Source organism: Streptomyces sp. NBC_01431, from assembly GCF_036231355.1.
Lineage (GTDB): Bacteria > Actinomycetota > Actinomycetes > Streptomycetales > Streptomycetaceae > Streptomyces.
The window spans coordinates 5,479,726-5,498,905 of record NZ_CP109496.1 but is presented as its reverse complement, the minus strand read 5'-3'; the positions used below and the strand labels follow the sequence as shown (position 1 = coordinate 5,498,905).

Here is a 19,180-nt window from a genome sequence, read left to right as displayed (position 1 = left end):
GCGCACGGGCGGCCCGACCGCCCGGCAGCAACGCGTCCGGACCCCGCCCTCTCCCCCCACAGGGCGGGGTCCGACGCGTGCGTGGCTCGATCCGGCCTCTAGGCGATCGACGCACAGTGCCCCCGAACGTCGCCAACGACACTGGGGGTTACCTTGCGAGTCATCGATCTGTCGTCGCCCGTGGACGCGGCCGGCTGGGAACCGGACCCGATCGTCCACGAGATCATGACGCCCGCCGAGGGCGCCGCGCACATGGCGGCGGAGATGAAGGAGCACTTCGGGCTCGAATTCGACCCGGCCGACCTGCCCGGGGGCGAACTCCTGTCCCTGGACACCCTCACCCTGACCAGCCACACGGGCACGCACGTGGACGCGCCCTCGCACTACGGCTCGGTCGGTGACTACGGGCGGCCCCGGCACATCGACGAGATGCCGCTCGACTGGTTCCTGCGCCCGGCCGTGGTGCTCGACGTGAGCGACGTCGGCATCGGCGCCATCGGCGTCGAGCGCGTCGAGAAGCAGATCGCCGAGATCGGATACGTACCGCAGCCGCTCGACATCGTCATGCTGCACACCGGAGCTTCACAACACGCCGGCACGCCACGGTACTTCACCGACTTCGCGGGGCTCGACGGCGCCGCCACCGACTTCTTGCTCGACCTCGGCGTACGCGTCATCGGCACCGACGCCTGGAGCCTGGACGCGCCCTTCGGACACATGATCCGCACCTTCCAGGAGACCGGCGACAAGTCGGTCCTGTGGCCCGCGCACTTCGCAGGACGGCGCCGCGAGTACTGCCAGGTGGAGCGGCTCGCCCAGCTCGACACGCTGCCCACGCACGGCTTCCGGGTGTCCTGCTTCCCCGTGAAGATCGCCGGAGCGGGGGCGGGCTGGACCCGGGCCGTCGCCCTGATCGACGAATGAGATCCGACACCGCGGTCGGCGAGGACACCGTGACGCCCTGGCTGTTCTGCTTCCACCACGCGGGCGCCGGGATCTCCTCCTTCGCCAAGTGGCAGAAGATCCTCGGCGACACGGCCGAGGTGGTGCCGGTGCTGCTGCCCGGCCGCGGCCCGCGCGCCAAGGAGGCGCGCATCACCGACGCCACCGAACTCATGGATGAACTAAGGGAGTTGATCACTCCACTGCTCGACCGGCCCTATCTCCTGTACGGGCACAGCCTCGGCGGCCTCGTCGCGCACGCGCTGACCCGGACCCTGGAGGACGACGGGCTGCTGCCGCCGGCCCGCCTGGTGATCGGCGCCGTACCGCCGCCGCATCTGCGCAACACCCTGCTGCGCGGGGCGCGTCTTCCCGACCACGAACTCATCGACCTGCTGGTCGACTTGGAGGCGGCGCCGCCCGAGGCGGCCGGGCGGGACCGTTCGCTGTGGCAGCGCCAGGTCATCCCGGCGCTCCGCGACGATCTGCACCTGGGCGAGGCACTGTGCCAGGCCAACGCCGACAAGGCGGTGGGCACCCCGCTGATGGCGCTGGCCGGGCGGGACGATCCGATCGCGCCGCTGTGGGAGGTGGCCGAGTGGGCCGACTACTCGGTGACCCGCTTCCGGCTCCAGACGCTGCCCGGCGGCCACTTCTTCGTACGCGAGCAGGTCGTGCCCGAGCTGCTGCGCAAGGTGGCCCTTGAGCTGCGGGACTCGCTCAAGGCGGAGTACGACGTCGAGTCGAGCGGGCGTCAAGAGGGCGGGACGAGACTCCTGCCAACAGCGGATCTCACAGCGGACCTATCAGAGAGGTGACGCAGCCGTGCTGCACATTCCCGGGGCGCACCCCCAGGCCCAGCCCAACGAGGGGGACAGGTGAGCCGACGCGTAGTCATCACCGGAATCGGTGTGGTCGCCCCCGGGGGCGTCGGCACCAAGGAGTACTGGTCCCTGCTGACCGCGGGCCGCACCGCGACCAGGGCCGTGACCCTCTTCGACGCCTCGGCCTTCCGGTCGAAGATCGCCGCCGAGGTGGACTTCGACCCGGTCGCCCAGGGTCTTACCGAGGAGCAGGCCGGACGTCTCGACAGAGCCGCCCAGTTCGCGCTGGTCGGCGCCCGTGAGGCGGTCACCGACAGCGGTCTGGACATGGCGGGCATCGACCCGTTCCGCACCGGCGTGACCATCGGCAGCGCGGTCGGCGCGACCACCGGGCTCGACTACGAGTACGCGGCGGTCAGCAACAACGGCGCCGAGTGGCTGGTCGACCACGAGCGGGCCGTGCCGCACCTGTACGACTACTTCGTGCCCAGCTCGTTCGCGGCCGAGGTGGCGTGGGAGTTCGGCGCGCAGGGCCCCACGGCCGTGGTCTCCACCGGCTGCACCTCGGGCCTGGACTCGGTCGGCCACGCCGTCGAGCTGATCCGCGAGGGCAGCGCCGACGTGATGATCGCCGGGGCCACCGAGGCGCCGATCTCGCCGATCTCGGTCGCCTGCTTCGACGCCATCAAGGCCACGTCGAACCGCAACGACGAGCCGGAGACCGCCTCACGGCCCTTCGACAAGTCCCGCAACGGCTTCGTGCTCGGCGAGGGCAGCGCGGTGTTCGTCCTGGAGGAGTACGAGCAGGCCGTGGCGCGCGGCGCGCACATCTACGCCGAGATCGCCGGGTTCGCCTCGCGCTCCAACGCGTACAACATGACGGGGCTGCGTGCCGACGGCGCCGAGATGGCCGTGGCCATCGGCGCGGCGCTGGAAGAGGCCGGCATCCCGGGCACCGACATCGACTACATCAACGCGCACGGCTCGGGCACCCTGCAGAACGACCGGCACGAGACCGCCGCGTTCAAGCGGAGCCTCGGCGACCACGCGTACAAGACGCCGGTGTCCTCCATCAAGTCGATGATCGGGCACTCGCTCGGCGCCATCGGCTCCCTGGAGATCGCCGCGTCCGCGCTGGCGATCGAGCACGGAATGGTGCCGCCGACCGCGAACCTGCACGAGGCCGACCCCAAGTGCGACCTCGACTACACGCCGATCCACGCCCGCGAGCGCGAGATCAACACGGTCCTGAGCGTGGGCAGCGGTTTCGGCGGATTCCAGAGCGCGATCGTGCTCACCAAGCCCGAGCGGAGGAAGACGGCATGACGAGCGAGCTGCTGGAACGGGCGGCGGTGCGCTCCGGCACCGCGGTGTTCACCGGGATCGGTGTCACCGCCCCCAACGGCCTTGGTACGGACGTCTGGTGGCGGGCGACCGTCGCCGGCGAGAGCGGGATCCGCCCGGTCTCCCGCTTCGACGCGTCGGGCTACCCGGCGACCCTCGCGGGCGAGGTGCCCGGCTTCGAGGCCGCGGAGCACATCCCGAGTCGGCTGCTTCCGCAGACCGACCACATGACGCGCCTCGCGCTCACCGCGGCCAAGGAGGCCCTGGAGGACTCGGGCGCGGACCCGGCCGAGCTGCCGGAGTACTCGGCGGGCGCGGTCACCGCGGCGTCCGCGGGCGGCTTCGAGTTCGGCCAGCGCGAGTTGCAGGCGCTGTGGAGCAAGGGCGGCCAGTACGTCTCCGCATACCAGTCGTACGCCTGGTTCTACGCCGTCAACACCGGCCAGATCTCCATCCGGCACGGGCTTCGCGGGCCCAGCGGCGTCCTGGTCACCGAGCAGGCGGGCGGCCTCGACGCGGTGGCCCAGGCCCGGCGCCAGCTGCGCAAGGGCAGCAAGCTCATCGTCACCGGCGGCGTGGACGGCGCGGTCTGTCCGTGGGGCTGGACCGCGCAGCTCGCCGGCGGCCGGATGAGTTCGGTCGCCGACCCGCGGCGCGCCTTCCTGCCGTTCGACAGCGAGGCCAGCGGTTACGTCGCCGGGGAGGGTGGCGCCATCCTCGTCCTGGAGGACGCCGAGGCGGCCCGCGAGCGCGGCGCCCGGATCTACGGACAGCTCGCCGGTTACGCCGCCACCTTCGACCCGGCGCCGGGCCGCGGCGGTGAGCCGGGCCTTCGCCGGGCGGCCGAACTCGCTCTCGCTGAGGCCGGGTTGACCGCATCCGACGTGGATGTCGTCTTCGCCGACGCGTCCGGGGTGCCCGAGCTCGACCGCCAGGAGGAGGCGGCGCTGACCGCCCTGTTCGGCCCGCGCGGTGTGCCCGTGACGGCCCCCAAGACCATGACGGGCCGGCTCTCTGCCGGTGGCGCCTCGCTCGACCTGGCGGCGGCGCTGCTCTCCATCCGGGACGCGGTGATCCCGCCGACCGTCAATGTCACCTCCCCGGTCGCGGCCGACGCGCTCGACCTGGTCACCGAGGCCCGGCGCGGCCCGGTCCGCACCGCACTCGTCCTGGCCCGCGGGACCGGCGGCTTCAACGCCGCGGCCGTCGTGACCACGGCGAACTGAACTCCATTGTTGTCATTGAGGATTGAGAGAGGCGACCTTCATGAATCTCAAGGAACTGACCACGCTGCTTCGTGAGTGCGCGGGTGTCGGCGAGGGGATCGACCTGGACGGGGACGTCCTGGACGTGCCGTTCGACGACCTGGGCTACGACTCGCTCGCGATCCTTCAGGTGACGGGCGTCATCGAGCGGGACTACCGGATACAGCTGTCGGACGACACGGTGGCGGAGGCGTCCACGCCTCGGCTACTGCTGGAGTTCATCAACGAGTGCATGTCTGCGACGCAGGCGGCGTAGGTTCCGGGCTCACCCGCACGACGGCTGCCCACCCCTTCGTGGGGTGTGGCGGCCGTTCGCGTTCTCACGAGGCGAGGACCGCGGCCAGCTCGCCCGGCCGGGCTGCGAACGGGCTGTGGCTGCCGGGCAGGGTGTGCACAGTGAACGGGTTGCCGGGGAAGGCCCGGTCGGCTTCCGCGATCATCAGGTCCTGCGCGGCCGGTGCCAGCGCCCGGTCCTCGGCGCAGCGCAGGAAAGTTCGTGGAATTCGTCCCCACCGTGCCGCGGTCAGGGTGACCGGAGCCGTCGGGATCGCCAGGGGCAGATCAGGGCTCAGCGCGGACCGCCACCGGTCGAAGCGGTCCAGCGGGGTGTCGTGGTAGTGGGTTTCCCGCAGTTCGTCGAGGTAGGCGGGATCCGGTGAGAGCGGATTGATCCGTACGGCGCCCAGGGCCTCGGGGTCGCCGAGGTGCAGGTTCCGGCCCAGCGCGGTGGCGTTCTCGGGTGAGCCCAGGTAGTCGAAGAACCGCGGCCGCCCGCCCGGGACGAACGCGGACAGGTAGACGATCCGGTCCACCAGCTCGGGCGCCCGCTCCGCGGCCAGGGACGCGGGACCGCCGCCCGCGCTGTGCGCGACGAGGACGACAGTGCGATGGTGACGTACCTGGCGCAGGACGCTCAGTACCGCCTCGGCACAGTCGTCCATCGTCAGGGGGGCGAGCCGCGACTTCTCGGTCAGCAGGCCCGGCTGGCCGGGCAGCAGGTATCCGGTGGGCAGGGGTGCGTCGAAGCCGTGCCCCGGCATGTCGACGGCCAGGCTCGCGGCGCCCAGTCCGGCCAGCGCGCGCTGCGTCGCCGCCCACTGTCCGGAGCTGTGCCAGGCGCCGTGCACGAGAACGAAGACGGTGTCGGTCGGAGATGCGTTCTTCATGGCTCCATTCCAGACCGGAACCACAGCGCCATCCACTCTTAGATCTGGTAAGTGGCATGGCGATACCTTTGAGGTCTCGTCCGCAGCCGATGGGATCGACGGGATGGAGGGCGAGTCATGGAAGCGCGACACCTGCGGTACGCGGTCGCCCTCGCCGAGCACGAACACTTCGGCCGGGCGGCCGGCGAGCTGGGCATCGCGCAGCCGCCGCTGTCCAAGCAGATCGCCGACCTGGAGCGCGAGGTCGGGGCCCGGCTGTTCGACCGCACACGTCAGGGGGTGTTCCCGACCGCCGCCGGTGAGGCGTTCCTCGCGCGGGCACGCCGGGCGCTCGACGAGATCGCGGCGGCCACGGTCGATGCGGGCCGGGCCGCGCGCGGCGAGACGGGACGTCTGCGCCTCGGCTTCATCGCCTCGGCACTGCTCGACCCGCTGCCGGGCGTCCTGAGCCGGTTCGGCCGTGAACGGCCCGACGTGAGACTGGAACTGCACGAGATGGCGACCAGCCGCAGCAGCTCAGCTCTCGTCGCCGGGGAGCTGGACATGGCCCTCACCCTCGGCCCGCCACGGGGCGCCGGAGCCGAGCATCTCGTGTCCGTCCCGATCGGACGCGACCACGTGATCGCTGTGGTGAGTACGGCGCACCCGTTCGCGGGTCAATCATCGGTAACGGCCGACCAGTTGCGACGACAGCCACTGATCGTGTCGGCCGGCGAGGACGAGCCCGCCGTAGTCGCCGGACTACGCACCCTGCTGGGCACGGACTCATCGGCCCTCGGCGGCGCGACCGTCGCGAGGGATGTGCACACGATCATCGGCCTCGCCGCCTCGGGCGTGGGCGTCGGCCTGGGGCCGTCCCGCATGAGGGCGGTCCCGCGTCCGGGAGTGCGGTTCTGTGAAGTGACCCCGCGCACTCCCCTGCCCGATCTCGTCCTGTCCTTCGCGGGCCGCGATCACTCCCCGGTGCTGCGCGCCTTCCTCGACATCATCCGGAAGACCTGCCCCGACGTCGGCGCCGCACTCAACGACCGGCTCCAGCACCACACTTGACCCGGTCGGCCGGTCATCCCTTCACATGCGCGCGCACCGGCGCAACGTTCCGGGACTCGCTCGTGCCCGCCGCGCCGGCAACCAACCACAGCCCGCACCCGAAAGCGGGGTCAGGGGCACGAGGAACTGCGCGAGCAACCAACCACGGCCCGCAGCCGAAAGCGAACCCACCCCCTGCGCACGCCAAAGTGCCCGCACGCCGGGGGATTGCGTGCGGACACTGTCTGGGGGGGGGCGGGGCCGCGCGGTCAGATCAGGTCGTCCCGGGTGATCTGGCGGTCCTCGATCTGCCACGTACCACCGACGCGGACCACCCGGTCCACACACAGCGTGCTCGCCTTGATCTCGGGGCGGCCGCCGCGCGGCGTCTCGATGACCAGTGCGTAGCAGCGGGCGTTCACGACGTCGCCGTCGACGCCCTCGACCGAGACCATGCCCAGCCAGTGGCGGCGCTGGACGCCGGCCTTGGCGTACGCCTCGGTGGCGGCGGCCGCGGCCGCGGTGATGGCCTCGCGCCCGACCGCGGGCACCGGCTGCGCGTTGGCGGCGAACACGCCGTCCGTGGTGAAGGTGTGGGCCCACTCCTCTACCCGGCCGTCGTCGAGCAGATGCATCTGCTGCGCGTAGAACTGCTGGATCTCCGTGTACAGACCGGCGGTGGTGGCGGCCTGCGGCAGCTCGGTGACGCTCATGGGGGTCCTCTCCTCCTGGATCTTCCTGCTGCCCCACCATCACGCCCCCCACTCGAACCCGGCTGGGGGCGTGCTGGGGGACGGAGCTTCCAGCCCCGCTCGATACCCGTTCGAGTGGGGCTCGGCACTTTGGGGCGCGTACACCAACTCATTCGAGGAGATTCGTATGACTCAGCCCAAGGACACGAGCGAGCGCCGGGTCGCGCTCATCACCGGGGCGACCAGCGGGATCGGGCTGGCGTCGGCGCGGGCGCTGGGCCAGGCCGGGCTCGCGGTGTTCATCTGCGCGCGCGGCGCCGAGTCCGTGGAGCTCACGGTCAAGGAGCTCCGCGAGGAGGGCCTTGAGGTCTCCGGCGCGACCGCCGACGTCCGCAGCGCCGAGTCCGTCAAGGAGCTCGTGGCCGCCGCCGTCACCGCGTACGGCCGTGTCGACGTCGTGGTCAACAACGCCGGCCGCAGCGGCGGCGGCGTGACCGCCGACGTCTCCGACGAGGTGTGGGACGACGTCATCGACACCAACTTGAACAGCGTGTTCCGGGTGACCCGCGAGGTGCTCAACGTCGGCGGCATGCGCGAGCGCGGCTGGGGCCGGGTCATCAACATCGCCTCCACGGCGGGCAAGCAGGGCGTGGTCCTCGGCGCCCCGTACTCCGCCTCCAAGCACGGCGTGGTCGGCTTCACCAAGGCGCTCGGCAACGAGCTCGCGCCGACCGGGATCACCGTGAACGCGGTCTGCCCCGGCTACGTCGAGACGCCGATGGCACAGCGCGTGCGGCAGGGCTACGCCGAGGCGTACGACACCTCCGAGGACGCGATCCTCGCCAAGTTCACCTCGAAGATCCCGCTGGGCCGCTACTCGACCCCCGAGGAGGTCGCCGGTCTGGTCGGCTACCTGGCCACCGACACCGCGGCCTCGATCACCGCGCAGGCGCTCAACGTCTGCGGCGGCCTCGGCAACTTCTGAGCCGACGGATCACCTCAACTCCCCCAGCAGATAAGGAATTTCCCGTGTCCGTGACCGGAACGAAGCACCACACCCTCCACAGCGTCGCCGTCGCCGCCCCCGCCGAGGTCGTGTACGGGATCGTCGCCGATGTCACCAAGTGGCCGCAGTACTTCGGCCCCAATGTGCACGTCGAGCACCTGGAGCAGGACGCGGGTTCGGAGCGCATCCGCATCTGGGCGACCGCGAACGGCGCCGTCAAGACCTGGGTCTCGCGCCGCACCTTTGACGCTGAGCGCCTGCGCGTCGACTTCCGCCAGGAGGTCTCGGCGCCGCCGGTGGCCGGCATGGGCGGCGCCTGGGTGGTCTCCCCCGTTGACGCCGGGACCTCGCTGCTCGAACTGCACCACGACTTCGAGGCCGTCGGCGACGCCCCCGAGTCGGTGGACTGGATCAACGCGGCCGTGGACCGCAACAGCGCGACCGAGCTGAACAACATCAAGGAACTCGCCGAGCGGCACGCCGAGTTGGATGAGCTCGTCTTCACCTTCGACGACACCGTCCACATGGACGCCGACGGCGCCGACGTGTTCGACTTCCTGAACCGGGCCGACCTGTGGCCCGAGCGCCTGCCGCACGTGGCGCGCCTGGACCTCACCGAGGACGAACCGGGTGTGCAGGTGATGGCGATGGACACCAGCACCGCCGACGGTTCGGTGCACACCACCGAGTCGATCCGCGTGGTCTTCGCCCCGGACCGCATCGTCTACAAGCAGACCACCGTGCCCGGTCTGATGACCGCCCATACCGGTCGCTGGACCATCGTCGCGGCGGGCGGCGGCGTCGATGTCACCTCCCGGCACACGGTCACGCTGCGGACCGACACCATCGAGAAGTACCTCGGCGAGGGCAAGACCGTGGCCGACGCCCGCGCCTATGTGCACCGCGCGCTGTCCACCAACTCCACCAACACCCTGAAGCTGGCCCGCAGTTACGCGGAGGCGCTCCGTGGCTGACACCCTGCCCGAGCTGCCGGACCGCCTCGACCAGCTGCTTTCGCGGGCCGCGTCCGCCCATCCCGAGCGCCGTGCGATCGTCACCGACGACACCGAGCTGGACTACGCCACCCTGGACGCCCGGGTGACCGTCGTGGCGGCAGCCCTCCAGGCCCTGGCGCCCGAGCCGTCGGTCGTCGCGGTGGGCTCCGTGCTGCACCCCGACTTCGCGGTCGCGTACTACGCGGCCGTGCGGGCCGGGCACACCGTCGCGGTGGTCAACCCGCTGCTGCGCGAGGACGACCTGGCGCACGTGCTCGGTCTCGGCGGGGCGAGCGTCGTGCTGCTCGACCCGGCCCTGAACGCGCGCCTGGAGCAGGTCCGCGACCGGCTGCCCGAGCTGCGCGAGGTCGTGCTGATCGGCGCGGGCACGGACGGTCTGGCCCGGCTCACCTGCGACGCCCCGCCGGCCGCCCACGCCAAGGGCCCCGGCGACACCGCCGCTCTCCAGTTCACCAGTGGCACCACCGGCCGCCCCAAGGCGGTCCGGCTCAGCCACCGCAACGTGACGGTGAACGCCGCGCAGATCGCCCAGGCGCACCGCCTCGACGGCGAGGCGGTCACCCTGAACCATCTGCCGACCTATCACCCGATGCACCTCAACTCGGCGATCGCGGCGGGCGCCACACAGGTGCTGTGCGCAGCGCCGGAGCCGTACGCCGCGCTGATGACCGCGAACCGGCATGGCGCCACGATCCTGTACAGCCTGCCGGTCCGGCTGGCCCGGCTCGCGGCCGACCCGGACCTGGACTCCGTCTCGATGACGACGGTGCGCCGGATCGCCTCGGGCGGCTCCGGCCTTCCGGTACCGGCCGCCCGCCGCCTGTCCAAGCGGTTCGGCGTCCCGGTCTTCCAGGGGTACGGGCTCGCCGAGACCTCCCCGCTGACCCACAGCGACGACCCCGACCAGCCGGTGCACGGCTCGGTCGGCACGCCGGTCGCCGGGACCGAGTGCCGGGTCGTGGACATCGACTCGCGGGCGGTGCTCGCGGTGGGCGGCGTCGGCGAGGTGCAGCTGCGCGGCCCTCAGGTGATGCAGGGCTACGCGGGCGGGCCCGACGGCACCGGCCTGGAGCCGGACGGCTGGCTGAGCACCGGCGACGTCGGCCGGATCGACGCGGACGGCCGGCTGTTCCTGGTCGACCGCCTGAAAGACGTCTTCAAGTGCGACAACTTCCTGGTCGCCCCCTCGGACGTGGAGCGGGTGCTGCGCCGCGACGCGCGGGTCGCGGACGTCGTCGTGGTCGAGGTGGCGGACGCCGCGCACGGCGCGGTCGCGGGCGCCCTGGTGGTCCTCGCCGGGGCGCGCGAGGAAGAACTCGCGGAGATCGTGGACCGGGCCAACGAGGCGCTGCCGTACTACCAGCACATACGGGACGCCATGACCCTCGACGTCATTCCCCGCTCGGGCAACGGAAAGATCCAACGGCGGCTCCTGGCCGAGCGGTTGACCAGCCGTCAGCCCGTCGCGGGCTGAGCCGGGGCGGCGGGCCCGCCCCGGGGAACAGAAGGGATTCACCATGGAGTACCGCCGTCTCGGTGCCTCGGGACCGGTGGTCAGCCGGGTCGCGTTCGGGAACTCGCTGACCGCGGGCAACCAGCTGGACGACCGGGCCGCCTCCGCCTGCGTACGGGCCGCCCTTGACGCGGGCATCACCACGTTCGACACCGCCGACGCGTATGCGCAGGGCCGGGCCGAGGAGCACCTCGGCCGGGCCCTCGCGGGCGTCGACCGGGACTCCGTGGTGATCTGCACCAAGGTGGGCAGGGGCGGCGGGCCGGGTCCCGGCGCGCTGTCGCCGGCCCGGATCGCCGAGAGCCTGGACGCCTCGCTGCGCCGCCTCGGCACCGGGCACATCGACCTGTACCAGGCGCACCTGTACGACGACTCGACGCCGCTCGAAGACACCATGCGGGCGTTCGCGGACGCCGTGGCCGCGGGCAAGATCCGCTACGTCGGTGTCTCGGAGTGGGCCGCCGACGAGATCGAGCGGGCCGCGCACCTCGCCCGCGAGCTGGGCATCGAGCTGGTCTCCAACCAGCCGCAGTACTCGATGCTGTGGCGGGTCATCGAGGCCGAGGTCGTCCCGGCGTGCGCGCCGCTCGGCATCGGGCAGATGGTCTGGTCGCCGCTGGCCGGTGGCGTACTGACCGGAAAGTACCAGCCGGGCCGGCAGCCGCCCGCGGGGTCCCGGGCGGTGGCCGCCAAGGGCGGCGACGTCTCGATCCAGCGCTACCGCTTCCTGTCGGACGAGGTGCTCAGCGCCGTCGCCCGCGTGGCCGAGCTGGCTGACGACACGAACCTGACGATGCCTCAACTCGCCCTGGCCTGGGTACTTCAGAACGCCCAGGTCGCCACGGCCGTGATCGGCGCCTCCGCGCCCGAGCAGATCGGCCGCAACCTCGCGGCCGCCGAGGCCGTGCTCGACCCCGAGCTGCTCGGCCGCATCGACGCCGCGCTCGGGCCCGTCGTGGTCACCGACCCCGGGCTGACCCTGAGCCGGATGCTCCGGGCGAAGGCCGCCGCTCCCTCCCCCGCCACCCTCTGAGAGGTACCGCTGTGAGCACTTCCACCACCGACCGGGAGATCCACCGCACGCGCGCCGGAATCGACATCGACGCCCCGGCGGACCTGGTCTACCGCGCGCTGACAAATGTCGCCGACTGGCCGCTGCTCTACCCCTGGATCGCGCACACCGAGGTCGTCACCCAGGACGGCCATGACGACGAGGTGAAGTTCTGGGCGGTGCGTCCGGGACCCGAGGGTGGTCTGCGCATCTGGACCTCCCGGCGCACCCTGGACCCGGTGGCGCTGCGCATGGACTTCGTGCAGCAGGGCTCGGTGGGCCCGATCAAGGAGCTCGGCGGCACCTGGGACTTCCTGTCCCGCCCCGACGGCGGCTGCCAGGTGGTGTCCGGGCACTGGTTCACCACCGACGCCGACCCCGAGGACACCGCCGGCGAGCTCGACCGGCACGGCGGTCTCCAGATGCGCACCCTCAAGTCCAAGACGGAGCAGCCCGGTTCGCTGACCGGCGACGTCATCCGGGTCGAGGACAGCACCGTGCTCCCCGGCTCCCCGGCCTCGGTGTACGCACGGCTCATGGCCGCGCTGCCGCGGCGCGACGGCGCGCAGAGCGCCTGGTTCGGCAGCCAGGACGGCATCCCCACCGTGCAGATCGAGCACGCCGGGCACACCCTGGTCCAGAAGCTGCTCACGCCGCCCTCGCCGGCCGAGCTCTACCGGCGGCGGTGGCGCCTGACCGAGGTGACGGGCGGGGTCCGGGTGACCGCGGACGTGCTGGCGGTGGCATCCACCGGACGCGACCGGTTGCTCGAACTGGCCACCACGGACGTGCGGTCGGCGCTCGCGTCGGCCGGGCAGCGATGACCGCCGCCGCCGAAGAGGTCCGTGCCGGGGCCCGCGCCGACGAGGAGCACCGCAGTGACGTGTGCATCGTCGGGGCGGGCCCCGCCGGTCTCACCCTGGCGCTGCTGCTGCTGAAGTCCGGGGTGCGGGTGACCGTGGTGGAGCGCTCGCGCTCGCACCAGCGGGAGTTCCGCGGCGAGATCCTCCAGCCGGGCGCGATGACGGTCCTGGACCGGCTCGGGGTGCTCGACGGCGCCCGTGCGCGCGGCTGCCACGAGCACGACCGCTTCCGGCTGGTGGAGCAGGACCGGGTGCTGCTCGACATCGACTACCGCGCGCTTCCGGCCCCCTACGACCACCTCCTGTCCATCCCCCAGTCGCACCTGCTCACCGAACTCCTGCTGCACTGCGCCGAGTTCACCGACTTCGAGTACGTGGACGGCTGCCGCGTCAACGCGCTGCTGCGCGACGAGCGGGGCCGGGTCACCGGGGCCGCCGCCGACGGGCACGTCTTCCACAGCAAGGTCGTGGTCGGCGCCGACGGGCGGTTCTCCAAGGTGCGCCGGCTGGCCGGGATCGAGGCGGGCCGCAGCGAGGCCTTCGACCAGGACGTGCTGTGGTTCAAACTGACCAGCAACCAGCCCCAAGAGGCCCATGACGTCAGGGTGTTCAGGAGCGCGGGCACCAGCCCGGTGCTCGCGTACGGGTCCTGGCCGGACCGGATCCAGGTCGGCTGGACCCTGCCGCACGGGGGCTACAAGGACGTCGTCGCGCAGGGTCTCGATCACGTCAAGGCGCAGCTGGCGAAGGCGGTGCCCGCCTATGCGGACCTCATCGGCGAGCAGATCACCTCGCTGCGTGATCTGAGCCTGCTTGACGTGTTCTCCGGCCGGGCCGAGCGCTGGGCCGCCGACGGCCTGGTCCTGATCGGCGACGCGGCGCACACGCACAGCCCGATCGGCGCGCAGGGCATCAACCTGTCGGTTCAGGACGCGGTGGTGCTGCACCCGCTGCTCGTGGAGTCGGTCGGGCGGGGCGACGCGAGCGCGGCGCTCCTGTCGCGTTTCGAGGCGCGCCGGGCTCCGGACATCGCGACGATGATGCGGCTCCAGGGCATCCAGTCCAAGGCGATGCTGTCGACGGGCACGTTCTCCACGCGGGTGCGCCCGAAACTGGCGGCCGTCGTCAAGCACACGCCGCTGTACCGCAAGGTGCTGCGCACCATCGCGTTCGGCAACCCGTCGATCGAGGTGGCCGAGGGGCTGTTCACCGGCCGCTGAACACGGGGAACACGAAAGGCGGGCCGGGTCTTGAAGACCCGGCCCGCCTTTGGTGTGTGGTGCTTCAGCGGTGCTCAGACGGCTGCGACCTCGGTGCGGGCCGAGTCGACGACCGCCTTGTAGAGGCCGCCCTTGACCTCGGCGTGCACGGCCATGGTCTTGGCGTCGGCGGCCATCTCCGGGCTCTTGAGGACCGGCAGGTAGGACTGCGGGCCGCTCCACCAGCCGATGTTGACGTAGGCGCCGGTCTCACGGTTGGAGTGCACCAACTGGTGTCCGAGGAAGCCGTCGTGACCCTTCACGAAGGCGAGGTGGCCGAGGAAGGAGGCCTCGAAGGCCTGCTGGTCGGCGCCCTCGCGCAGGGTGAACGTGGTCAGCGCGACCGCCGCGTCCGCGGACGGCACCGCGAGCTCGCCGAGTCCGTCGGCCGCGCTCTGGCCGGCGAGCACCGGGCCGTGCACGCTGGTGATGGCGGCGAGGTAGACGAAGCGGCTGCTGACCGCGGTGAAGAACTGCCAGTCACCGACCACCGTGCGGTGCGCGTCGGCGTCCCGCCACCAGGTGAGGATGACGAAGTTGTCGGGCTCCTTGATGCCGCGGAGCAGCGCGGTGCGCAGCAGACCGTCCTTGGCGGCGACGGCCTCCTTGTACTTGAGGTACGCCTTCTCGAACTCGGCGCCCTTCGCCTTGTGCTTGTCCTTGAGGACGAAGTGGGCGACGGCGACGACGGGGCTGTTCTCGCTCATGGGTGTGGCCTTCCGATTCCTGAATGGGTTCGTGAACGGGTTCTTGCGCGGGTGCTCGAACGAGCTGGGTTACGCGCCGACCGGCTGGTGCGCGTAGGCGTGCACGTACTTGTCGAGGACGCCCCGGTAGTAGTCGGGGCCGAAGCCGAGCCCGTACACCGGCGGCACGAGACGGCAGAGCTTGTCGATGGAGACCGGCTGGGCGCCGGACGCCTCCACGTAGGTCTTCTCGGCGCGGGTGCCGAGCAGGTGCTCCATGTGCGCGACGACGTCCTCGATGCGCGGGGCGTGGCCCGACGCGACGTTGACGACGTCCCGGGTGCGGCCGTCGACGAGCAGCGTGTGCACGATCTTGATGACGTCCTCGACGTCGATGAGATCGCGCTGCGCGCCGCGGTGGACCTGGATACTGCCGCTCACCAACTGTCGTACCAGCGCGGGCAGTAGCTGATGGGCGGGCTGGTTGAAGCCGACGACGTGCGACAGGCGCAGGATCAGGTACTCGACGTCCGAGGACTTGACGACCGCTTCGAGCGACAGCTTGTGCCGGCCGTACGGGGTGGCCGGGTAGACCGGGCCGTCCTCGCGGCCGGGCGAGGCGTCGGGGACCGAGTACATCCCGGCGGACGCCGTGGAGAAGAACACCAGGCGTCTGCCGGTCTTCTCGCAGTGCCGCAGCACCTCGTACAGGCGCTTGGACTCCCGGGTGTACTGCTCGGGCGGGATGTCCCCGGCGGCCGAGACCCCGGCGGCCAGCGCCACCACGTCCCGGTGGTGCTCGGCGATGCCTGCCAGGTGTCCGGCCAGGAAGCCCCTGCCGACTATCTCCATGGGATGTGCCAACTCCTTGTGGTGGGCGGCTCGTTCAGGCCGCGGCCGGCTCGGCCCAGGCCGGGATCTCCAGGATTTCCAGTACGGCGGTGGTGATGGTGTAGCCCGCTCCGCCGCCGTAGAGCATCACGTGGTCGCCGGGCGTCAACCGGCCGGTGAGCAAGAGGTCTTCGAGGCCCGCGGCCCAGTCGCCGGCGCCGATGTGGCCGCTGCGGCGGGCGAACTCCCAGGTGGTCTCCGACTCGTCCACGCCCAGCAGGTGGTGGATCTGGAAGGGGCCCTGGATGCGGCCGGTGGAGGGGATGATGACGTACGCGATGTCGTCGATCTCAAGCCCGGCGTCGTCCAGGACGGCCTGCTTGGCCTCCTGCATCACCTTGCCGAAGCGGATGTTGGTCATCGTCTCGTCGCTGACGGCCTTGTGGGCGTCGCCGCGTACGGTGAGGTCGATCTGCCGCTCGGCGGCGCGCGAGACCGGGCCGAACTCCTCGTCGCCGCGGGCCATCGGCTCAAGAGAGTTGTCGGCGACGGTCGCGGTGGCCACCAGCCGGGCGAAACCGCCCTCGGTGGACAGGATGGTGGCGGTCGCGCCGTCCGCGTAGGCGTTGCCGTGCCGCAGCTGCCAGCGGTTGGCGCCGGGGCCGCCGAAGCGGTCGGCGGTGGTGAGCATGACCGCGCTGCCCTTGCCGTAGCCGGCCTTCAGGTGGGCGGCGGCCAGGTCGAGGCCGCTGACGCCGATGTTGCAGCGCTGCTGCACATCGAGGCCGGGCACCGTGGCGCCGACGGTCCGCTTGGCGATGTAGGACGCGGCGGGCCAGATGTCCAGGCCCTGGAACCAGGTGCTGCCGTGCAGCAGCAGGGAGTACGCGGACTTCTTCAGGCCGGAGCGCTCGTGGGCGGTGCGGCCGGCGGCGACGGCCATGTCCGGCGGCGCCGTCCAGCCCTCCTCCTCACTCTCGCGGGCGATCCGCACGGACTCGTACCCGAAGTCATCGATCCACTCCTGGCCGCACTCCCCGGCCGCGACGGCCTCGGCCACCGGGACGGGCTCCGGCAGCCAGCTGCCGAGCGAGGCGACATAGATCTCGTTCCAGCGCATCCAGCTACTCCCCTGTTCGGCGGTTCGGTCGGTTCCTTCGGGCATACGGCATGCGCCCAAGGTCGCCACCGCCTCTCGAATCGGACTTGAGTGCGGCACGGGAAGCTCCGGCCGAGGAGCGCTCAAGTCCGATTCGAGCGGAGGCGGTCACGCTCTGGTGCATGACCAACGGGCGGCCCCGCCGGACCGCCCCCACCCCCAATCGGAGACCCGCCGTGCGCATCCTGTTCACCGCCCATGCGGGCAAGTCCCATCTGCGCCTGTTGATCCCGCTGGCCCAGGCCGCCGTTCGCGCCGGGCACACCGTCGCGGTGGCCGACGACGAGTCCATGCGCGAGGAGAGCGAGAGCTACGGGCTCGACTTCTTCCCGGCCGGGTTCGACTGGGCCAAGGACCCCTTCTGCATCGAGGCGATCGCGCTCCCGCTGTTCCGGGGCGACCAGGAGGCGTACGAGGACGGGCTCGTGGAGTGTGTGCTCGGACCGCCCTCGCTGGCCGCGGCCCGCGACATCCTCGACATCGCCGCCGACTGGAAGCCCGACCTGATCGTCCGCGAGGGCGAGGAGATGGGCGGCCTGCTCGCCGCCGAGGCGCTCGGCATCCCGCACGTCGCGGTGGCCGGCGGCTCGACCCATCTGCTGCCGCCCGCCGTGACGCACGCCCCGCTCAACAAGCTGCGCGCCGAACTCGGGCTGCCGCAGAAGCCGGCGGACAACTCCGCTTACGAGCACCTGCTCGTCAGCTGGCTCCCGGCCTGCTGCACCGGCGACGACCTGGACCCGCGCACCCTGCGCCACTACCGCCAGACCGTCCCGTACCGCAGCGACGACAAGGTGCTGCCGTGGCTGGCCGAACTGCCCGAGGACAAGCCGGTGGTGTACGCGTCCATCGGGACGATGGCGCCGAACATGCCGTGGAAGTCCGACGAGGTGCTGCACGCGGTGATCGAGGCGGTCTCCGCCGTCGACTGCACGGCTCTCGTCTCGATCGGCGTGGGCCGCGACCCGCAGGAGTTCGGCGCGGTTCCGGAGCACGTGCGGTTGCTCAACGAGTGGGTCCCGCAGGACGTGCTCCTGGAAGCCGCGGACGTGTTCATCACACACGGCGGCCACAGCAGCATCCGCGAGGGCCTGCGCAGCGGTACGCCGATGCTCGTCACGCCGATGTACGACGACCAGCCCAACTCGGCCGAGCACGTCGCCGAGGCCGGCAGCGGCATCAACCTGCCCGCGTACTGGGTCACCGCCGAGACGGTCACCGAAGCGCTGGACCGGCTGCTCACCGAGCCCTCGTTCCGGCTGCGCGCGGCGGCCGTGCGGCGCTCCATCCTCGCCTGCCCGCCGGTGGAGCAGCTGGTGAGCGACCTCGAAGAACTCGTAGCCGCGACCGTCCAGGAGGAGACATGCGCGTCCTAGTGACGGCTCTGGTCCCCAGCCACATCGTGCCGATGGTGCCGCTGACCTGGGCACTGCGGGCGGCCGGGCACCAGGTGCTGGTGGCCGGGGATGCCGAGCTCGTGAAGTTCGCGTCCGCCGCGGGGCTCGACACCCGCCTGGTCGGCGGCGGCGAGACCCGCCAGCGGCTGACCCGGCCCGGCGCCGTGGCGATGCCCGACCGGGCCGGCATGGACCGCCGTGCGGACTCCGAGTGGGACGCGGTCGGCGAGCGCTGGCGCACCCGGCTCGGCGGCTACATCGACGACCTGGTCACCCTCGGCCGCGCCTGGGAGCCGGATCTGGTGATGACCGACCCGGTGGAGTTCGGCGGCCTTGTCGTCGCCGGCGCGCTCGGTGTGCCCGGCATCATCCACCGCTGGGGTCCGGACGACTTCACCAGCCCGCTGCTTCGCCGCGCCAAAGTCCAACTCCACAATCTGTGCGTCGAGTTCGGGGCCGACGGCTTCCCCGACCCGGCCCTCGTCATCGACCCGAGCCCGGCCTCGCTGCTCCCCGAGGGCGACAACACCCCGGGCCTGCTGTCGCGGTACATCCCGTACTGCGGCACCGCCGAACTGCCCGACTGGGCGGTCATGCGGCCCGAGCGGCCGCGGGCGCTGCTGTGCCTGGGCATGTGGCACGGCCGGGTGCTCGCCGAGACCGGCGAACTGCCGCTGGGCTTCCGGCACGTCCTGGACGCCTGCACCGAGCAGGGCGTGGACGTGTTGTTCCCGATCGACGCCCAGTACCACTCGGCGCTCGCCGGGATCCCGTCCTCGGTCAAGGTCGTCGACCGCTTCCCGATCGGTCCGGTGATGCGCCACACGGCCCTCGCCGTCCACCACGGCGGCAGCGGGACCAGCATGACGTCCTTCGCCTCGGCGGTGCCGCAGCTGGTGCTGCCCGGCGACAAGCCGTTCCTCCAGACCACCGGCCGGCTCGTCCAGGAGTCCGGATCCGGGCTCAGCCTCGCCACCGAGGCCGAGCAGCACGACCCCCGGCTCGTCCGGGAGGCCCTCACCGGTCTCCTCGAAGACGAACGCCATCGCAAGGCCGCGCTCGACGTACGCGCGGAGATCGAATGCCTGCCAGGCCCCACAGAGCTGGTCCACACCTTGGAAGGGCTGATCTGACATG

General features: G+C 71.6%; 19 protein-coding genes. 14 read left to right on the top strand and 5 right to left on the bottom strand.

Features of this window, described 5'->3' with window-relative positions:
- Positions 1–153 precede the first annotated feature (153 nt).
- Genes OG522_RS25140 through OG522_RS25120 form a run of 5 tightly spaced genes read left to right on the top strand, consistent with a single transcriptional unit; the run spans position 154 to position 4,631 of the window.
- Positions 154–924 carry a cyclase family protein gene (locus OG522_RS25140; RefSeq protein WP_329465256.1) on the top strand — a complete coding sequence of 257 codons (771 nt, stop codon included), beginning with the start codon at positions 154–156 and terminating at the stop codon, positions 922–924.
- Positions 921–1,760: a thioesterase II family protein gene (locus OG522_RS25135; protein ID WP_329465255.1), complete on the top strand. Its 840-nt coding sequence runs from the start codon at positions 921–923 to the stop codon at positions 1,758–1,760. The genes OG522_RS25140 and OG522_RS25135 overlap by 4 nt, the downstream gene beginning before the upstream one ends.
- Before the next feature lie 60 nt (positions 1,761–1,820).
- Positions 1,821–3,092 (top strand): beta-ketoacyl-[acyl-carrier-protein] synthase family protein, encoded by a 1,272-nt coding sequence (locus tag OG522_RS25130; RefSeq protein ID WP_329465254.1) that lies wholly within the window; start codon positions 1,821–1,823, stop codon positions 3,090–3,092.
- Positions 3,089–4,336 (top strand): ketosynthase chain-length factor, encoded by a 1,248-nt coding sequence (locus tag OG522_RS25125; protein ID WP_329465253.1) that lies wholly within the window; start codon positions 3,089–3,091, stop codon positions 4,334–4,336. The genes OG522_RS25130 and OG522_RS25125 overlap by 4 nt, the downstream gene beginning before the upstream one ends.
- A gap of 40 nt (positions 4,337–4,376) precedes the next feature.
- Positions 4,377–4,631: an acyl carrier protein gene (locus OG522_RS25120; protein WP_329465252.1), complete on the top strand. Its 255-nt coding sequence runs from the start codon at positions 4,377–4,379 to the stop codon at positions 4,629–4,631.
- 64 nt (positions 4,632–4,695) lie between these two features.
- Here OG522_RS25120 and OG522_RS25115 read toward each other — a convergent pair whose 3' ends face one another.
- Positions 4,696–5,541, bottom strand: a complete 846-nt coding sequence (locus OG522_RS25115) for an alpha/beta hydrolase (protein WP_329465251.1) — start codon at positions 5,539–5,541, stop codon at positions 4,696–4,698.
- A gap of 117 nt (positions 5,542–5,658) precedes the next feature.
- Here OG522_RS25115 and OG522_RS25110 point away from each other — a divergent pair, with 117 nt between their 5' ends.
- The gene (locus OG522_RS25110) at positions 5,659–6,591 is read left to right on the top strand and encodes a LysR family transcriptional regulator (protein ID WP_329465250.1); all 933 of its coding nucleotides are present in this window, start codon (positions 5,659–5,661) and stop codon (positions 6,589–6,591) included.
- A gap of 248 nt (positions 6,592–6,839) precedes the next feature.
- Here OG522_RS25110 and OG522_RS25105 read toward each other — a convergent pair whose 3' ends face one another.
- The gene (locus tag OG522_RS25105) at positions 6,840–7,283 is read right to left on the bottom strand and encodes a nuclear transport factor 2 family protein (protein ID WP_329465249.1); all 444 of its coding nucleotides are present in this window, start codon (positions 7,281–7,283) and stop codon (positions 6,840–6,842) included.
- A gap of 166 nt (positions 7,284–7,449) precedes the next feature.
- On the opposite strand from OG522_RS25105, the gene OG522_RS25100 reads away from it, so the two are divergent.
- From OG522_RS25100 to OG522_RS25075, 6 genes are read left to right on the top strand one after another with little or no spacing between them, the layout of a single operon-like run.
- The gene (locus OG522_RS25100) at positions 7,450–8,247 is read left to right on the top strand and encodes an SDR family NAD(P)-dependent oxidoreductase (RefSeq protein ID WP_329465248.1); all 798 of its coding nucleotides are present in this window, start codon (positions 7,450–7,452) and stop codon (positions 8,245–8,247) included.
- A 44-nt stretch (positions 8,248–8,291) separates the two neighbouring features.
- Positions 8,292–9,242 (top strand): aromatase/cyclase, encoded by a 951-nt coding sequence (locus tag OG522_RS25095; RefSeq protein WP_329465247.1) that lies wholly within the window; start codon positions 8,292–8,294, stop codon positions 9,240–9,242.
- Positions 9,235–10,758, top strand: coding sequence for a class I adenylate-forming enzyme family protein (locus OG522_RS25090; RefSeq protein ID WP_329465246.1), 1,524 nt, complete (start codon positions 9,235–9,237; stop codon positions 10,756–10,758). Before OG522_RS25095 ends, OG522_RS25090 begins: the two co-directional genes overlap by 8 nt.
- Positions 10,759–10,801: 43 nt before the next feature.
- Positions 10,802–11,830, top strand: a complete 1,029-nt coding sequence (locus tag OG522_RS25085; protein WP_329465245.1) for an aldo/keto reductase — start codon at positions 10,802–10,804, stop codon at positions 11,828–11,830.
- A gap of 11 nt (positions 11,831–11,841) precedes the next feature.
- The gene (locus OG522_RS25080; protein ID WP_329465244.1) at positions 11,842–12,672 is read left to right on the top strand and encodes an SRPBCC family protein; all 831 of its coding nucleotides are present in this window, start codon (positions 11,842–11,844) and stop codon (positions 12,670–12,672) included.
- Entirely contained in the window at positions 12,669–13,931 is a 1,263-nt protein-coding gene (locus OG522_RS25075; RefSeq protein ID WP_329465243.1) for an FAD-dependent monooxygenase, read from the top strand. The genes OG522_RS25080 and OG522_RS25075 overlap by 4 nt, the downstream gene beginning before the upstream one ends.
- Positions 13,932–14,005: 74 nt before the next feature.
- On the opposite strand, the gene OG522_RS25070 is transcribed toward OG522_RS25075, so the two are convergent.
- The 3 genes from OG522_RS25070 to OG522_RS25060 all read right to left on the bottom strand — a co-directional run bounded on the left by OG522_RS25070 (position 14,006) and on the right by OG522_RS25060 (position 16,607).
- Positions 14,006–14,677: an antibiotic biosynthesis monooxygenase gene (locus tag OG522_RS25070; protein WP_329465242.1), complete on the bottom strand. Its 672-nt coding sequence runs from the start codon at positions 14,675–14,677 to the stop codon at positions 14,006–14,008.
- Positions 14,678–14,746: 69 nt separating this feature from the next.
- The gene (locus OG522_RS25065) at positions 14,747–15,508 is read right to left on the bottom strand and encodes an NAD-dependent epimerase/dehydratase family protein (RefSeq protein WP_329465241.1); all 762 of its coding nucleotides are present in this window, start codon (positions 15,506–15,508) and stop codon (positions 14,747–14,749) included.
- A 34-nt stretch (positions 15,509–15,542) separates the two neighbouring features.
- On the bottom strand, positions 15,543–16,607 hold the full coding sequence (locus tag OG522_RS25060; RefSeq protein ID WP_329465240.1) for a ketoacyl-ACP synthase III family protein: 1,065 nt from the start codon (positions 16,605–16,607) through the stop codon (positions 15,543–15,545).
- Positions 16,608–16,822: 215 nt separating this feature from the next.
- On the opposite strand from OG522_RS25060, the gene OG522_RS25055 reads away from it, so the two are divergent.
- Together OG522_RS25055 and OG522_RS25050 are read left to right on the top strand one after the other, a co-directional pair.
- Positions 16,823–18,022, top strand: a complete 1,200-nt coding sequence (locus tag OG522_RS25055) for a glycosyltransferase (RefSeq protein ID WP_329465239.1) — start codon at positions 16,823–16,825, stop codon at positions 18,020–18,022.
- Positions 18,010–19,176 carry a nucleotide disphospho-sugar-binding domain-containing protein gene (locus tag OG522_RS25050; protein ID WP_329465238.1) on the top strand — a complete coding sequence of 389 codons (1,167 nt, stop codon included), beginning with the start codon at positions 18,010–18,012 and terminating at the stop codon, positions 19,174–19,176. The genes OG522_RS25055 and OG522_RS25050 overlap by 13 nt, the downstream gene beginning before the upstream one ends.
- Positions 19,177–19,180: the final 4 nt, after the last annotated feature.

Excerpts from the sequence above, each read along its gene's own strand:
- OG522_RS25050 (WP_329465238.1), top strand. The coding sequence starts at position 18,010 with ATGCGCGTCCTAGTGACGGCTCTGGTCCCCAGCCACATCGTGCCGATG.
- OG522_RS25135 (WP_329465255.1), top strand. The coding sequence starts at position 921 with ATGAGATCCGACACCGCGGTCGGCGAGGACACCGTGACGCCCTGGCTG.
- OG522_RS25060 (WP_329465240.1), bottom strand. The coding sequence starts at position 16,607 with ATGCGCTGGAACGAGATCTATGTCGCCTCGCTCGGCAGCTGGCTGCCG.
- OG522_RS25075 (WP_329465243.1), top strand. The coding sequence starts at position 12,669 with ATGACCGCCGCCGCCGAAGAGGTCCGTGCCGGGGCCCGCGCCGACGAG.
- OG522_RS25065 (WP_329465241.1), bottom strand. The coding sequence starts at position 15,508 with ATGGAGATAGTCGGCAGGGGCTTCCTGGCCGGACACCTGGCAGGCATC.
- OG522_RS25070 (WP_329465242.1), bottom strand. The coding sequence starts at position 14,677 with ATGAGCGAGAACAGCCCCGTCGTCGCCGTCGCCCACTTCGTCCTCAAG.
- OG522_RS25105 (WP_329465249.1), bottom strand. The coding sequence starts at position 7,283 with ATGAGCGTCACCGAGCTGCCGCAGGCCGCCACCACCGCCGGTCTGTAC.
- OG522_RS25115 (WP_329465251.1), bottom strand. The coding sequence starts at position 5,541 with ATGAAGAACGCATCTCCGACCGACACCGTCTTCGTTCTCGTGCACGGC.
- OG522_RS25125 (WP_329465253.1), top strand. The coding sequence starts at position 3,089 with ATGACGAGCGAGCTGCTGGAACGGGCGGCGGTGCGCTCCGGCACCGCG.
- OG522_RS25085 (WP_329465245.1), top strand. The coding sequence starts at position 10,802 with ATGGAGTACCGCCGTCTCGGTGCCTCGGGACCGGTGGTCAGCCGGGTC.
- OG522_RS25100 (WP_329465248.1), top strand. The coding sequence starts at position 7,450 with ATGACTCAGCCCAAGGACACGAGCGAGCGCCGGGTCGCGCTCATCACC.
- OG522_RS25110 (WP_329465250.1), top strand. The coding sequence starts at position 5,659 with ATGGAAGCGCGACACCTGCGGTACGCGGTCGCCCTCGCCGAGCACGAA.
- OG522_RS25120 (WP_329465252.1), top strand. The coding sequence starts at position 4,377 with ATGAATCTCAAGGAACTGACCACGCTGCTTCGTGAGTGCGCGGGTGTC.